The following is a 15592-nucleotide window of genomic DNA, read 5'->3' on the forward strand; positions in this document are numbered from 1 at the left end:
AGGGAGTTGTCAGGAACATAGGACGATAACGCAGGAGTGCAATCCCGCTACATAGAGAGAACGGCGGATGAATGATTAAGGGGGAGGATCATCGTGGAAGCTCTGGCATTAGAGCGGAAGGCGGAAATGAACCGCGAACTGCGCGAGAGACTGTTTCAGTTGAAGAAGGAACGCAACGCTATTATTTTGGCGCATTATTATCAGCGTGATGAAATTCAGGAGGTTGCCGATTTTCGGGGCGACTCTTTCTTGCTGGCCCAGAAGGCAGCTTCGACGGATGCGGATACGATCGTATTTTGCGGCGTGCATTTCATGGGGGAGAGTGCCAAAATTCTGGCGCCGAACAAAACGGTATTGATTCCCGACGAGCGTGCGGGCTGCCCTATGGCGGACATGGTCAATGTGGATGGTCTGCGCAAATTGAAGGCCCAGCATCCTAATGCGAAGGTTGTAACTTATATTAACTCTTCCGCCGAGATCAAGGCTGAGACGGATATTTGCTGTACGTCTTCCAATGCGGTTAAGGTTATCAATTCGGTAGACTCCGATGAAATTATATGGGTGCCGGATAAGAACCTGGGACACTATGTACAGCAGCACACCGACAAGAAGATGATTATTTGGGAAGGCTACTGCAATACGCACGATATGCTGACGGTGAAAGACGTAGTGGAGATGCGAGCGAAGCATCCTAATGCGGAGTTCGTGGTTCATCCAGAATGCCGTCCTGAGGTGGTTGCCATGGGGGACTTCGTCGGCAGTACGACAGCCATTTTGGAGTATTGCAGAAATTCAAGCAACAAGGAGTTCATCGTGGGAACAGAAGATGGAACAGGGTATCAACTGCGGAAGGATAGTCCCGATAAAACGTTCCACTTCGCGACGAAGTTCTTGGTCTGTCCGAACATGAAAGTCAACAATTTGAAAAAGCTGGTCAAGTGCTTGGAGACGATGCAGCCGCAGATTTACGTGCCGCCTGCCGTAGCCGACAAAGCCAGAACTTCCTTAGAGCGCATGTTACAAGTCAAGTAGCATGCGCTACTCTCTTGTTCAAGATAGGTGACCTGTGTAATGATACCACAATATTTGGTTGATTTTGATTTAAGTGAGCTGCCTGTCATCGATACGGACATCATCGTCATTGGGTCAGGCATCGCCGGACTGTTTACGGCCATTAAAGCAAGTGAGAGGCATCGCGTTATCGTGATTACGAAGAAATCGCTGCTAGAGAGCAATACCCGTTATGCCCAGGGAGGCATTGCGGCGGTCATTTCGGACGAGGATTCCCCGGAATACCACAGACAAGATACGCTGATGGCCGGGGCTGGGCTATGTTCCTCGGCGGCGGTGGATATTCTAGTCAATGAGGGGCCTGCTGGAGTAAATGAATTGATTACGCTGGGCACAGCCTTTGACCTTGAGAACGGGGAGCTGGCTTTAACGCGGGAAGGGGCTCACAGTCATCGTCGTATTCTTCACGCTAATGGGGATGCGACAGGCTATGAGATTGTTCGTGCGTTGTCCGAGCAGGTTGCTGGCCATTCTAACATCGAGATTTGGAACGAGCATTTTGTAATTGATCTCATTACGGAGGAAAATGAATGCATCGGGGCACTCGTTCAGCGTCCGGATGGACAGCGCGTATTTCTCCGGGGTCTTGCTACCATTTTGTGCTCGGGCGGAGCAGGGCAGTTGTATCGATACACGACCAACCCGGATGTGGCTACCGGGGACGGGATTGCAATGGCTTACCGGGCTGGAGCCGTCATTCGGGATCTGGAATTCATTCAGTTCCATCCGACCTCTCTCTGCTATCCTGGGGCACCGCGCTTTCTTATATCCGAGGCGGTTCGCGGGGAAGGCGCGGTGCTGCGCAACATGAAGGGCGAGCGGTTTATGGAGAAATACCATGAGCTGCTGGAGCTTGCTCCTCGCGATATCGTGGCGCGGGCCATTGTCAGCGAGATGGAGGAGACGAAATCGAGTTTTGTTTATTTGGATATCACGCATGAGGCACCGGAGACGATCAAGCACCGCTTTCCGACGATCCATGATACTTGCATTGGGTACGGCCTGGATATGACGACCGATTGGATTCCCGTGGCTCCGGCTGCGCATTATATGATGGGAGGAGTCCGTACGGGACTTAATGGCGAGACTAGCGTGCAGCGCCTGTTTGCCTGCGGGGAAGTGTCATCGACCGGGGTTCATGGAGCGAATCGGCTGGCGAGCAATTCCTTGTCCGAGGCGATCGTGTTCGGACGGCGCATTATTGAACGCATTCAAGAGCTATCCCCTCTGAATAGAACAGGGGAGGGCATAAAGTGTCAAACCGAGCGCCATGATGCCGTTATGCAGCCGATTGTGGAACGGCGATTGAAGCTGCAGAAGGTTATGGTGCGGCAAGTGGGTTTGCGCCGAAGCGAAGAAGGGCTGGTCAAAGGGCTGGAGGAGCTGCGCCGTCAGCTGCCGATATTCAGGGCGGCATTACATACCCGGGAACAGTGGGAGTATGCTAATATGCTGACATGCGCCCTTTTGTTGACCGAGTCGGCATTAGCCCGGAAGGAGAGCCGAGGCGGTCACTTCCGCGAGGACTATCCGCAGCGTGATGATGCAGGCTGGCGCAAGCATATTTTGCAGCAACGGAAAAAAGGAATGTTGGAGGAAATGAGCGATGATGTTTAACGGATATAACGAAGGTCTGGTGGAATCCATTCGCCACTGGCTTAGGGAAGACGTCGGCTCAGGCGATATTACGGCAGCTGTAACCGTGCCGGCAGGACATCAGTCCAAGGGGATTATCCATGCCAAGGAAGACGGTATCGCAGCAGGTATGCCGGTCGCTGCCCTTGTTTTTGAGGTGGTAGATCCTTCACTTTCGTTCAAGGCATTGGTAAGTGATGGCGATGCCGTCAGCAAAGGGACGGTATTGGCCGAGGTGGAGGGCAGCACGCACAGTATTCTTACGGGAGAGCGGCTTGCCTTGAATTTGCTGCAGCGCTTGTCAGGAATAGCGACGCGGACGAGGCAGTATGTCGATGCGCTGCAAGGGCTTCCCGCGAGGCTCGTCGACACGCGGAAGACCACGCCTGGGCATCGAATGCTAGAGAAGTATGCGGTACGCGTAGGCGGCGGCTCCAACCACCGCTTCGGGTTGTATGATGCGGTCATGATCAAGGATAATCATATTAAAGGTGCCGGCGGGATTGCCTCAGCGGTGCAGCGAGCACGTGCGGCTATTCCGCATACGATGACCATCGAGGTCGAGACGGAAAATTTGGAGCAGGTGGACGAGGCTTTGGCAGCCGGTGCAGACATTATTATGCTGGACAATATGGCGCCGGAGCTGATGAAGGAAGCGGTGCGCCGAATTAAAGCAAGGGCGCCTCATGTTACGGTAGAGGCTTCAGGGAACGTATCCCTACAGACGATTTATGGGATCGCCAAGAGTGGCGTAGATGTCATTTCCGTCGGAAGGCTCACGTATTCTTTTGACAGTCTGGACATTAGTCTGGATCTGAACGAGAAGAAAGAGGGGTAAGCAGCATGTTCGTTGTGGTAGATGTAGGCAACTCAAATATCGTATTAGGAATCTACAGGGGCCGAGAACTGCTTCACCATTTCCGACTTAGTACAAATCGGCAGTCTACGGCCGATGAATACGGGGTAAAGATTTATAATTTATTTCAAATGTCCAAAATCGCTGTAGACGATATTGAGGGGGTCATCATTTCCTCGGTTGTCCCTCCATTGATGCATGTCCTGGAAGAGCTATGCGAGAAGTATATGCGCAAAAAACCTTTGATTGTCGGGCCGGGCATCAAAACGGGACTTAATCTGCGATATGAGAATCCGCGCGAGGTCGGCGCGGATCGCATCGTCAATGCGGTAGCTGCGGTAGAGCAGTATGGTGGCCCGCTCGTTGTCGTCGACTTTGGAACGGCGACGACGTTTGATTGCATCGATGCGGCGGGCAATTATCTCGGTGGAGCCATTGTGCCGGGCATCGGCATTTCCACGGAGGCACTCTACCAGCGTGCTTCCAAGCTGCCGCGGATCGAGCTGGAGAAGCCGAAGAAGGTCATTGGCCGCAATACGGTTCATGCGATGCAATCGGGAATCATTTTTGGCTATGCGGGGCAAGTGGATGGTATCGTGAACCGGATTCGCGGGGAGATGGATGCCGAGCTGAAGGTGATAGCGACCGGAGGACTGGCGGAGTTAATTGCCAGTGAAGCCGAATCGATTCAGGAAGTGAATCAGCTCCTTACTTTGGAAGGGCTGCGCATCATATACGAACGCAATCAGTAATGCAGTAAGGCAATCGGTAGCAAATGAGTTCGCGTGATCAGTAAATCCATTAAAAAGAAATCAATTCATCTGTATAAGGAGGCTTACCATCTATGGGAACGGAGCAAGAGAAGGACCGTTTAATTCGGGGAACGGCCATGAACGGCAAGGTACGTGCGTTTGCCGTGCGCACGACTGCACTTGTGGAAGAGCTGCGTCGCCGTCATGATACATACCCAACCACAACAGCAGCTCTGGGGCGAACCGTTACGGCAGCAACGATGATGGGCGCTATGCTGAAGGGGGATGAGAAGCTCACGGTTCAGGTAAAGGGCGATGGGCCGATCGGGCAGATTATCGCCGATGCGAACGCCAACTGCGAGGTTCGCGGCTATGTCACGAATCCTCATGTACAGCTTCCTAGCAATAGCCAGGGTAAGCTCGACGTGGCTGGAGCGGTCGGTACGACGGGCTTTATCCATGTAACTAAGGATTTGGGCCTCAAAGAGCCTTATCGGGGAAGCGTTCCGCTTATCTCCGGCGAGCTTGGAGAGGACTTTACGTATTATTTTGCCGTATCGGAGCAAACGCCATCAGCCGTGGGGCTAGGTGTGCTTGTGGATGCCGATTCTTCGGTCATTGTGGCCGGCGGCTTCATTATCCAGCTGCTGCCTGGTCTCAGCGACCAGGAGATCAGTGCGATTGAGCAGGCGATCGGTCAGCTTCCGCCTGTAACCTCTCTACTTGATCAAGGGCTTGAGCTGGAGGAGATGCTGCGCTGGATTGTGCCAGACTTTAATCTCCTGGACGAATCGGAAGTCGTATTCTCTTGCAATTGCTCGGTTGAGCGCGTGGAACGTACGCTAATCAGCTTGGGTTATGAGGAGCTTACCGAGATGCTGGAGGAGAATAAAGAGATTGAAGTCGTATGCGATTTCTGCAATGAAGCTTATAAATTCAGCCCGGAGCGGATTGCCGAGCTTCAGGCCCAGACCAAGAAATAACATCGGAAATATCTCAATACTTTGTCGTTCTCCGAAGATGGGCTAAGCGGCAAAGTATTTTTTTTATATCCTTTCTTGACAACTCCTACCGCAGATTGTTAAGATAATGAAAGAACAATACCAACTTAATTACTCGGAAATAAATGAGGGCAGGAGAACCGCAGAAAATCCGACTCCTCTTTCGTTTTTTGCAGCTAGATTAGATTGTCCTGCAACCTTTATTATTATATTTTTTAACTATTCAGGGAGGTTTTCGTATGGCTAGAGTCGTTAACAACGTAACAGATTTGATCGGGGATACGCCGCTTGTTCGCTTGAACCGCATTGTACCCGAGGACAGCGCTGAGATTTATGTAAAGCTGGAATACCAAAACCCGGGCGCCAGCGTTAAAGACCGCATTGCGATCAGTATCGTTGAAGAAGCTGAGAAAGCGGGCAAATTGAAGCCAGGCGGTACAATCATTGAAGCAACTAGCGGAAATACAGGAATTGGGCTGGCGCTTGTTGCTGCCGCTAAAGGATATAAAGCGGTTATCGTTATGCCTGAGACGATGAGTATAGAACGCCGTAACCTGCTGCGTGCTTATGGAGCCGAGCTCGTACTGACTCCGGGAGCCGAAGGCATGAATGGTGCCGTGAAGAAGGCCGAGCAAATTCTGTCCGAGAATCCGGACTATTTCCTGGCAGACCAATTCAGAACGCAGGCCAATGTGAAGATTCACCGCGAAACGACAGGCCCGGAAATCGTTGAAGCGATCGAATCGCTTGACGGCAAGCTCGATGCGTTCGTAGCGGGAATCGGAACGGGTGGGACGATCACCGGTGCTGGCGAAGTGCTGAAGAAGCGTTTCCCTGAGCTTAAGATTTTTGCTGTTGAACCAGCTGCTTCTCCAATTCTCTCGGGCGGTAAGCCTGGGCCGCATAAGATCCAAGGTCTCGGCGCCAACTTTGTCCCTGAAATTCTGAATCGTGAAATTTACGATGAGATTATTCATGTAGAGAATGACGAAGCCTTCGAGCAAGCTCGCCAAGTTGCTAAAGAGGAAGGCATTCTCTCCGGAATTTCTTCCGGTGCGGCCATCTTCGCTGCGCTTAAGGTAGCTAAAGAATTGGGCAAAGGCAAACGCGTTGTGGCTGTCGTTCCAAGTAACGGCGAGCGTTACCTGAGCACGCCGCTGTATAATTTCGAGGCATAAGAGCTGCGGCTTTGATAAATTGAATTAACCCCCAACCGCTTGCGTCAGACGGTATGGGGGTTATTGCATGTTTAGTGCATGTATTTGCACGAGATTGGGGATGTTCAACAGAATAAGGTTCTAGTATACTAGCTAGCAACAAGAACGCATGAAGGGCTGGAGGTAGTGACATAGCATGGTTACCATTACAAGATGGGAACATTGGGAAAGATGGGCAGCGGAAGGGAACTGGACGCTGCTTCCTTACGCCATCAAAATGAAGTCGGGCTCCCGCCTGCCGGGTGATTGGGCACAAGCCTGGAATAAAGCGCATCCGTACTCCTTTGTGCTCGAGAGCGGCAAGGACGGTCGCTATACATTTCTTGGATTGGAGCCGTTGTCGGTCATTCGGGGAAAAGGGAATTCAGCCCGAATCGAGGATATCTCCACAGGCCATATCACACAAGTTGAAGGACGGCCGCTGGACGTGCTCCACGAGTGGCTGAAGCCTTTTACGTCGCCAACGCTTCCTGGACTGCCCAAATTCAGCGGAGGCGGTGTAGGATATCTCAGCTATGATGTTGCCCGCTCTTTGGAACGTCTTCCCGTCCTGGCCGAGGATGACCTCCAGATTGATGATTATATATGGATGCGTATGGAAGAGCTATGGGTGTTCGATCATGAGCATGAAGAGATATACGCTATAGTTCATAGCCCCATCCCCATTGCAACGGGAGATTCTGCTTTGTCACTGGCCGAAGCATTTGAGGAAGCGGGGCGGCGGGCATCGTTGATGCTTGGCCGCTGGAATGAGATGATCGATGAGGCTAAGAAGGGAGCCTTGGCGGAGAAAATAAGAATTCGGCGGTCAGCGCTGGCAGCCAGAGATGCTTCGTCAACCGAATGGGATGATATTTTGGAGCGTTCATCTTCGATCTCTTTTGCTCAGAAGGATTTTGAAGCAGCGGTACGCCGGGTGCAGGAGTATATTGCGGCCGGCGACGTGTTCCAGGTGAATTTGTCGCTGCGCCGGGGCATTCCGCTCAAGGCTGCGCCGGAGGAGATTTATGAATGGCTGAGATTGTTGAATCCTTCTCCTTATATGGGACTGCTCCGGTTTCCTGATTTCCAGCTTGTCTCGGTCTCTCCAGAGCTCCTCGTGAAGCTGGAGCAGGGAAAGATGGCTACACGCCCTATTGCCGGCACTAGACGCCGTGGCGCTACGCTGGAGGAAGACGAGATGATGGCTCGGGAGCTGCTGGGCAGCGAAAAGGAACGGGCAGAGCATATCATGCTCGTCGATTTGCTCCGCAATGATCTGGGGCGCGTGTCCAAGTTCGGCACTGTGAAGGCTAGCGAGCTGATGATGATCGAATACTATTCCCATGTGATGCACCTGGTGTCTCAGGTAGAAGGGGAACTGGACGAAGGGAAGACGCCATTCGATGCCATCGCCGCCGTATTTCCAGGGGGAACCATTACCGGCGCACCGAAGGTCAGGACGATGGAGATTATCGAGGAGCTCGAGCCCGTGACTCGCGGGCCATATACGGGTGCAATGGGGTGGATTGACTACAACGGAAATATGGAATTAAATATTATTATACGTACACTGGCCGTTAAGGACGGCGTAGGACATATTCAGGTCGGAGCGGGTATCGTGATCGACTCCGTGCCTTATCGGGAATACAGGGAATGCCATAATAAAGCCAGAGCTATAACGATGGCGGTTCAGTTGAGTGAGGAATTCGCCACGGAAGGCCAAAGACAGGGGATGAAATTATGATACTGGTTATCGATAATTACGATTCTTTTACGTACAACCTCGTACAGTATTTAGGCGAGCTTGGGGAAGAAATCATTGTGCGCCGAAATGATGAAATTGATTTGCAAGGCATCGAAGAGCTGCGGCCGGATCACATTCTGCTGTCTCCAGGGCCATGTACCCCGAATGAGGCGGGAATTACCCTGGATGTCATTGAGCGGTTTAAAGGAACGATTCCGATTTTCGGCGTTTGCCTGGGTCATCAGGCCATTGGCCAAGCATTTGGAGGCAAGGTAGTGCGAGCCGATCGGCTGATGCACGGCAAAACTTCAGCGATACATCATAAAGGCGAGTCTGTATTTGCCGGGCTTCCTTCGCCGTTTACGGCAACCCGTTACCATTCGCTGATTGTGGAGCGAGCCGGTCTTCCCGATTGCTTTGAAATTACTGCAGAGACCGAAGAAGGTGAAATCATGGGCTTGCGCCACAAAACATATGCCGTGGAAGGGGTTCAATTCCATCCGGAATCGATTATTACCGAGCATGGCCATCAAATTCTTCGCAACTTCCTGAACCGCAAGGCGGGAACGGGGGTATGAATTATATCGGGGTGAACGGAGTTCCTACCCCTTCTGCTGAAGCCGTGATATCCGTAATGGATCACGGCTTCATGTACGGAATGGGTCTGTTCGAGACATTTCGGACGTATCGGGGGCGGCCTTTTCTCCTGGATCGGCATTTGGAGCGTCTTCGGAGCGGATGCCGGGAATTGGGCATACGTTATGATGCACGAGAAGAGCTGCTGCAATATGAAATCGCCCAATTGCTGGAGGCAAATGAACTGCTGGAGGGTTATATCCGGCTGACGGTGTCGGCGGGCGCCGGGCCGCTGGGTTTGCCGCCAGAGGATTATACGGAGCCGACCGTTATAGTCTATGTGAAGCCTTTGCCGCCGACTGTATCCGGGCTCTATACCCATGGTAAGGAATTATGGCGGTTAACAACGCCGCGCAATACGCCTGAGGGTAAAATAAGGCTCAAATCGCTGCACTACATGAATAATATTCTAGCCAAGCGGGAGCTGGCGGGATTGATCGGAGATGCTCATGTAGCGGGTATGCCTGAAGGATTGCTCTTGACGGCCCAAGGATATTTAGCCGAAGGGATCGTTAGTAATTTATTTTTTGTGCGCGGAGGAAGGTTATATACGCCTGTGATCGGGACGGGCATACTACCCGGAATCACTCGGATTTTTGTCATGGAGCTTGCTGAGCGGCAGGGACTCCAATATGCGGAGGGATACTATACCTGGGATGAGCTGATTGAGGCGGAGGAGATTTTTTTGACGAATTCGATTCAGGAGCTGGTGCCGGTGACGACATTAGTTGAACCTGAGGGGACGAGATATTCGGTTGGGGATGGAAGGATTGGCCCCATTACGGAAATGCTTCTAAATAGTTATAGAAGTTATTCTGATATATAGACGGATAGATGGATGGAAGGGAGACAGCGAAATAACATGCAGCCTACGTTGTATCAACGAACCTACACATGTGGGGATAAGGAGCTTAAGCTCGGTGAACGGACTTTAATTATGGGTATTTTAAATGTGACTCCTGATTCTTTCTCCGATGGCGGGCGTTATAATCATACGGATCGAGCGGTTGCCCATGCGCTGGAAATGATCGTGGACGGAGCGGATATCATCGATATTGGCGGAGAATCGACTCGGCCTGGGCATGAGCCTGTATCGTTAAACGAAGAGCTGAAGCGGGTTATACCGATCGTGGAGGCCATACACCGCGAAGCTCCTCATATTCCGATATCTGTAGACACGTATAAAGCCGAAGTAGCGAGGCAGTCACTTGCCGCGGGGGCTCATATCATCAATGATATATGGGGTTGCAAAGCAGATCCGCTCATGGCAGAGGTCGCGGCGGAATATCAATGTCCCGTCATTTTGATGCATAACCGGCATGATCGGGACTACGGGGATTTGATGCAGGACGTGGAAGCGGATTTGCTGGCTAGTGTGGAGATTGCCCGGCGAGCTGGAGTGAAGGACGAGAAAATCATCCTTGATCCGGGAATCGGGTTTGCCAAAGACTATCATGAGAATTTGCGGGTGATGCAGGCGCTGGATCGGCTGGTGGGGCTAGGTTTCCCGCTTCTGCTCGGAACTTCACGAAAAAGATTTATCCGAACCACGCTGGATTTGCCGGTAGATGAGCTGATTATGGGCACTGCTGCGACAGTAGCTCTCGGCATTGCGCAGGGCTGTCAAATGATGCGGGTTCACGACGTGAAGGAAATCAAACGCATGGCTAAAATGTGCGATGCCATCATTTATGCCTAAAGTTGTTAAATCAGGCTAAGGTCATGGGATTTTTACTTTTGGATTTGCTGTTTTGCAGCTACGACAAGTTTATTACTAGATTGTGGAAGGGTTGAATAATTGATGGATAAAATGGTGCTGCGGCGCATGGAATATTACGGATACCATGGTGTGTTTGAGGAAGAACGCAAGCTCGGTCAGCGGTTCTATGTCGACCTGGAACTAGAGCTCGATTTGCGGGAAGCCGGACAGACCGATAATTTGAGCAAGACGGTGAATTATGCCGAAATCCATGAGCTGCTGCGGGGAATTGTCGAAGGAAAAAGTTTCAAATTGATCGAAGCACTTGCAGAACATATTGCATCCTCAGTTTTGGACACTTATACTATGGTAGATGCGTTGACGGTTCATGTAACGAAGCCGCATCCGCCATTTGATATTCATTTTGAAGGTGTGACGGTGGAATTATACCGATCTAGAAAGTGAGACGTGCGATGAACATACATCCGACCTCTGGAACCTCAGAGGCTTATATTGCTTTAGGGGCCAACCTCGGTGACCGAGAGGCGACTTTGTTAGAGGCGCTGAACCGGCTGGATGCCCATTCAGAGATTCAAGTGCTCCGCTGCTCCAGGCTGTATGAGACAGATCCCGTGGGATATCTGGATCAGCCCTGCTTTGTGAATATGGCTGCGGCAGTACAGACGACGCTGAACCCTGAAGCGCTGCTGACTGTCATGCAGCATATTGAGCTTGAGCTTGGGCGGGAGCGCAAAATTCGCTTTGGGCCGCGAACCGTTGATTTGGATCTGTTATGGGTAGAAGGCCAAAAAATAGACACCCCATTACTGACTTTGCCGCATCCGCGGATGATGGAGCGTGCTTTTGTACTTGTTCCCTTGACAGACATCGTTCCAGAAGGGGAGTCCTCCGGTTTATACCGATACACCCAAGAAGCATTAACCAGCATGAATGGAAAGGAAGGCGTACGTTATTGGAAAACTTGCAACTGGCGCAGCGAATCCGGGCTTTTCGAAAACTGAAGGGGTTCACACAGCAGCAGCTTGCGGAACAATCGGGCGTATCACTTGCCGTCCTGGGAGCTATTGAGCGTGGGAACCGACGCGCTGAAGATCAAATTTTAATTAAAATTGTGGATGTTCTGGGCATTTCGATGTCCGAATTGAAGTCCTCAGAATAAATCGTTTTTCAGGGAAAATGCTACAAGTACGAGGAAATTCGACAATAAATGACTAGGAGGGGATCTTATGCTGAAAATTGGCGATATTGAAATGAAAAACCGGGTTGTGCTTGCGCCGATGGCAGGCGTATGTAATCCAGCCTTCCGACTGATTGCTAAAGAATTCGGCACAGGCCTTGTCTGTGCAGAGATGGTCAGCGATAAAGCAATCATTCACGGGAATAAGCGTACGAAGGAAATGCTGTTTGTCGACGAGCGGGAGAAGCCGCTCAGCCTACAGATTTTTGGCGGTGATCGCGAATCTCTGGTGGAGGCGGCAAAGGTCGTCGATCAAGAGACGAATGCCGACATTATTGATATTAATATGGGCTGCCCTGTGCCTAAGGTGACGAAATGCGATGCGGGAGCACGCTGGCTGCTTGATCCAAATAAAATCCATGAGATGGTGTCCGCTGTAGTGAATGCCGTCAGCAAGCCGGTAACGGTTAAAATGCGGATCGGCTGGGATGCCGAGCACATTTACGTCGTCGATAATGCCAAAGCGGTAGAGCAGGCCGGCGGCAAGGCGGTCAGCGTTCACGGCCGTACCCGGGAGCAGCTGTATACGGGAAAAGCGGACTGGAGCTTTATCAAGCAGGTTAAGGAAGCAGTGTCGATTCCTGTTATTGGAAACGGGGATGTCGTCACGCCGGAGGATGCGAAGCGGATGCTGGAGCAGACCGGATGCGATGGCGTTATGATCGGCCGCGGCGCGCTTGGGAATCCATGGATGCTTTATCGTACGGTGGAGTATCTTAAGACAGGGGAATTGCTGCCTGAACCGGGGGAGGAAGAGAAAATTCGCATCGCGATCCTTCATATGGATCGTCTGGCGGCTCTCAAGGGCGAGAACGTGGCTGTGCGGGAAATGCGCAAGCATTTGGCCTGGTATTTAAAAGGCATGAAGGGCGCGGCACGAATTAAAGACGTTATCATGGAAGAGACCAAGCGGGACGAGATGGTAAGAATTCTCGAGAATTTTGTCGCTAATCTGGCAAGTGAGCCCTCAGGCGAAGCGGAATCCGCTTAAATCGTAAAAATGATAATAAATGTATTTTTTTCAACGTAGACATCCTTCATGAAACGTTTACATTTGAAAATTGTACTGTCATTGACATTTTGAAAGGCTTCACCTATAATTTCTCAGTATAAATTCGCCTCAGGAGATAACTTCCACAACATGGGGTGGTCTGAGCTCCATGAGTTTGCATATGATATTCTCAAATGATGCGTGAATTTTCACGGCCGTGGCAAAGCGGCAACTCGGGCCCTCGCCGGTGTATTTAAAACCTATTTAGATCATCCGTTGCGGAAGGTATTTATATTGAAGGAGCCCATGACCGCGCGCATAGTGCGAAAATTATTTCCATGACAGGAGAATCGGTTGAGATGAGCGATAAAGAAGTTATTCTTACACAAGATGGTCTGAAGAGATTGGAAGAAGAGCTTGAAAATTTGAAGTCTGTAAAACGCCGCGAAGTAGCTGAGCGTATTAAGGTCGCCATTGGTTATGGCGATATTAGTGAGAACTCCGAATATGAGGATGCCAAGAATGAGCAGGCCTTTATCGAAGGACGCATTATTACGCTTGAAAAAATGCTGCGCAACGCCCGTATCATCAATAATGATGAAATCGATACGGACACGGTAAGCATCGGTTCAACGGTTACTGTGGAGGACTTGGAGTTCGGCGATACGATGGAATACGCGATTGTCGGGACCGCTGAATCCGACCCGCTTCAAAATAAAATTTCGAACGAAAGTCCTGTAGGCAAGGCGATCCTCGGTAAGCAAAAGGGCGCCATCGTTGACGTAACCGTCCCTGCAGGCGTGATTCAATATAAAATCGTAGATATCAAGAAATAGGGCGGTATTTGATTGGAAGAGCTTCCCCAGGGGAGGCTTTTTTCACTATTGTCAGGCGCCTTCCAGTTGTGGGTATATATGCAAGATTAAGCTAAATATAAGTTGGAGAAGGAGTGGAGCGTAATAATGAGCGAGGAACATAACTCTCAGGAACAAGAAATCGAAGTTAGCGAGCTGCTGCAAATTCGCCGCGAAAAATTGGACGAGCTTCGTGAGCTCGGAATCGATCCCTTTGGGAAAAAATATGTGCGTACACATATGGCAGGGGCTATTCTGCAGCAATATGATAGCATGACGAAGGAAGAGCTCGAAGAGAAGAAGATAGAGGTATCGATTGCCGGACGGATTATGGCTAAACGCGGAATGGGTAAAGCCAGCTTTGCGCATCTCCAGGATCTTAGCGGCAAAATTCAAATTTACGTGCGTCAGGACAGCGTGCCGGAAGTGAAATATGCCGCTTTCAGCCTTCTGGATCTCGGCGATATCGTAGGTGTTCGTGGGGAAGTATTTAAGACGAAGACCGGCGAGACGACCATTAAGGTTATCGATCTGGAGATTCTGTCTAAATCACTTTATCCGCTGCCGGATAAATACCATGGCTTAAAGGATGTTGAGCTTCGGTATCGTCAGCGTTATGTCGATTTGATTGTGAACCCGGAAGTTCAACAAACGTTTATTAAACGCTCTCGTATTATCCAATCGATGCGCCGTTATTTGGACTCGCTGGGATATTTGGAAGTAGAAACGCCGACCCTGCACAGCATTGCCGGCGGTGCAGCGGCCCGTCCATTTATTACGCATCACAATGCACTGGATATGGAACTTTATATGCGTATCGCGATCGAGCTTCATCTGAAGCGCCTCATTGTTGGCGGTTTGGAGAAAGTGTATGAGATTGGACGAGTATATCGGAATGAAGGCGTATCTACTCGCCATAACCCAGAATTTACGATGATTGAATTATACGAAGCTTACGCAGATTATAAAGACATTATGGCGCTGACTGAGAATATGATCGCTCATATCGCTGAGGAAGTGCTAGGTACGAAGGTATTGAATTATCAAGGCCATGAAGTAGATCTGACGCCGCAATGGCGCCGGGTATCTATGGTTGATGCGGTGAAGGAAGTCACCGGTGTGGACTTCGGCGTTCAAATGAGCAATGAAGAAGCGCATCGCCTGGCCAAAGAACACAAAGTGCCGGTAGAGCCTCATATGACATTCGGACATATATTGAATGCTTTCTTCGAGGAATTTGTGGAGGAGACGCTCATTCAGCCTACCTTTGTATTTGGGCATCCGGTAGAAATTTCTCCGTTGGCCAAGAAGAATGAAGAAGATCCACGGTTTACGGATCGCTTCGAGTTATTCATCGTGGCCCGCGAGCATGCCAATGCGTTTACCGAGTTGAATGATCCAATTGATCAGCGCCAGCGTTTCGAAGCCCAACTGCTGGAGCGTGAGCATGGCAATGACGAGGCACATGAGATGGACAATGATTTCATCCATGCGTTGGAATACGGCTTGCCGCCAACTGGCGGGCTCGGCATCGGCATCGACCGTCTTGTTATGCTGCTGACGGACTCTGCTTCTATACGCGATGTGTTATTGTTCCCGCATATGCGTACTGAATAATTGAAGGACGAGCCTGGCTTATGGTAGCAGGCTCGTTTTATATATAGAATGGATTCGACAAACGAGCAAAAAGCCAATTATGGTGGGGAAAATTGGAATTAAAAAAGTGGGGCTAAACGCTTGCGCCTATGTATAAAAGATGATATATTATATATCCGGTCGTTAATAACAAGCTTTTATGAAGAGCTTTAAACAGCAATGAAAAATAAAGCTTGCAATTTACCGCCGGGTGTTGTATGATTAGAAAGTTGCCGCTGAAACAAAGGCGACACACGAAAT

The 15592-nt window shown here is 50.5% G+C and carries 16 protein-coding genes; all 16 read left to right on the forward strand.

Annotated elements, in window-relative coordinates; all coding sequences use genetic code 11:
- The first annotated feature begins 93 nt into the window (after window positions 1–93).
- The 16 genes from nadA to lysS all read left to right on the forward strand — a co-directional run bounded on the left by nadA (window position 94) and on the right by lysS (window position 15313).
- On the forward strand, window positions 94–1032 hold the full coding sequence (nadA, locus tag ACE3MQ_RS25470; protein WP_379398083.1) for a quinolinate synthase NadA: 939 nt from the start codon (window positions 94–96) through the stop codon (window positions 1030–1032).
- A 39-nt stretch (window positions 1033–1071) separates the two neighbouring features.
- Window positions 1072–2688, forward strand: a complete 1617-nt coding sequence (gene nadB / locus ACE3MQ_RS25475) for an L-aspartate oxidase (RefSeq protein WP_379398085.1) — start codon at window positions 1072–1074, stop codon at window positions 2686–2688.
- Window positions 2678–3544, forward strand: coding sequence for a carboxylating nicotinate-nucleotide diphosphorylase (nadC, locus tag ACE3MQ_RS25480; protein ID WP_379398087.1), 867 nt, complete (start codon window positions 2678–2680; stop codon window positions 3542–3544). The genes nadB and nadC overlap by 11 nt, the downstream gene beginning before the upstream one ends.
- A 5-nt stretch (window positions 3545–3549) precedes the next feature.
- Complete coding sequence (locus tag ACE3MQ_RS25485) at window positions 3550–4314, forward strand: type III pantothenate kinase (protein WP_379398089.1); 765 nt, start codon at window positions 3550–3552, stop codon at window positions 4312–4314.
- Window positions 4315–4406: 92 nt separating this feature from the next.
- Window positions 4407–5297 carry an Hsp33 family molecular chaperone HslO gene (gene hslO, locus ACE3MQ_RS25490; protein WP_379398091.1) on the forward strand — a complete coding sequence of 297 codons (891 nt, stop codon included), beginning with the start codon at window positions 4407–4409 and terminating at the stop codon, window positions 5295–5297.
- Window positions 5298–5554: 257 nt separating this feature from the next.
- Window positions 5555–6493, forward strand: a complete 939-nt coding sequence (cysK, locus tag ACE3MQ_RS25495; protein ID WP_379398093.1) for a cysteine synthase A — start codon at window positions 5555–5557, stop codon at window positions 6491–6493.
- 175 nt (window positions 6494–6668) lie between these two features.
- Complete coding sequence (locus ACE3MQ_RS25500; protein WP_379398095.1) at window positions 6669–8258, forward strand: anthranilate synthase component I family protein; 1590 nt, start codon at window positions 6669–6671, stop codon at window positions 8256–8258.
- A complete protein-coding gene (gene pabA / locus ACE3MQ_RS25505) occupies window positions 8255–8836 on the forward strand; it encodes an aminodeoxychorismate/anthranilate synthase component II (protein WP_379398097.1) in 582 nt (193 codons plus the stop codon). The genes ACE3MQ_RS25500 and pabA overlap by 4 nt, the downstream gene beginning before the upstream one ends.
- A complete protein-coding gene (pabC, locus tag ACE3MQ_RS25510; protein ID WP_379398099.1) occupies window positions 8833–9720 on the forward strand; it encodes an aminodeoxychorismate lyase in 888 nt (295 codons plus the stop codon). The genes pabA and pabC overlap by 4 nt, the downstream gene beginning before the upstream one ends.
- 36 nt (window positions 9721–9756) lie before the next feature.
- Entirely contained in the window at window positions 9757–10593 is an 837-nt protein-coding gene (gene folP / locus ACE3MQ_RS25515) for a dihydropteroate synthase (RefSeq protein ID WP_379398101.1), read from the forward strand.
- A 102-nt stretch (window positions 10594–10695) separates the two neighbouring features.
- Window positions 10696–11058 (forward strand): dihydroneopterin aldolase, encoded by a 363-nt coding sequence (folB, locus tag ACE3MQ_RS25520; protein WP_379398118.1) that lies wholly within the window; start codon window positions 10696–10698, stop codon window positions 11056–11058.
- A gap of 8 nt (window positions 11059–11066) precedes the next feature.
- On the forward strand, window positions 11067–11615 hold the full coding sequence (gene folK / locus ACE3MQ_RS25525; RefSeq protein ID WP_379398103.1) for a 2-amino-4-hydroxy-6-hydroxymethyldihydropteridine diphosphokinase: 549 nt from the start codon (window positions 11067–11069) through the stop codon (window positions 11613–11615).
- Window positions 11567–11773, forward strand: coding sequence for a helix-turn-helix domain-containing protein (locus tag ACE3MQ_RS25530; RefSeq protein ID WP_379398105.1), 207 nt, complete (start codon window positions 11567–11569; stop codon window positions 11771–11773). The genes folK and ACE3MQ_RS25530 overlap by 49 nt, the downstream gene beginning before the upstream one ends.
- Before the next feature lie 67 nt (window positions 11774–11840).
- Window positions 11841–12842 carry a tRNA dihydrouridine synthase DusB gene (gene dusB / locus ACE3MQ_RS25535; protein WP_379398107.1) on the forward strand — a complete coding sequence of 334 codons (1002 nt, stop codon included), beginning with the start codon at window positions 11841–11843 and terminating at the stop codon, window positions 12840–12842.
- Between the two features lie 359 nt (window positions 12843–13201).
- A complete protein-coding gene (gene greA, locus ACE3MQ_RS25540) occupies window positions 13202–13678 on the forward strand; it encodes a transcription elongation factor GreA (protein WP_110934238.1) in 477 nt (158 codons plus the stop codon).
- A gap of 126 nt (window positions 13679–13804) precedes the next feature.
- Window positions 13805–15313 carry a lysine--tRNA ligase gene (gene lysS, locus ACE3MQ_RS25545; protein WP_379398110.1) on the forward strand — a complete coding sequence of 503 codons (1509 nt, stop codon included), beginning with the start codon at window positions 13805–13807 and terminating at the stop codon, window positions 15311–15313.
- Window positions 15314–15592: the final 279 nt, after the last annotated feature.

Source organism: Paenibacillus lentus (assembly GCF_042714055.1).
Taxonomy (GTDB): Bacteria; Bacillota; Bacilli; order Paenibacillales; family Paenibacillaceae; genus Fontibacillus; species Fontibacillus lentus_A.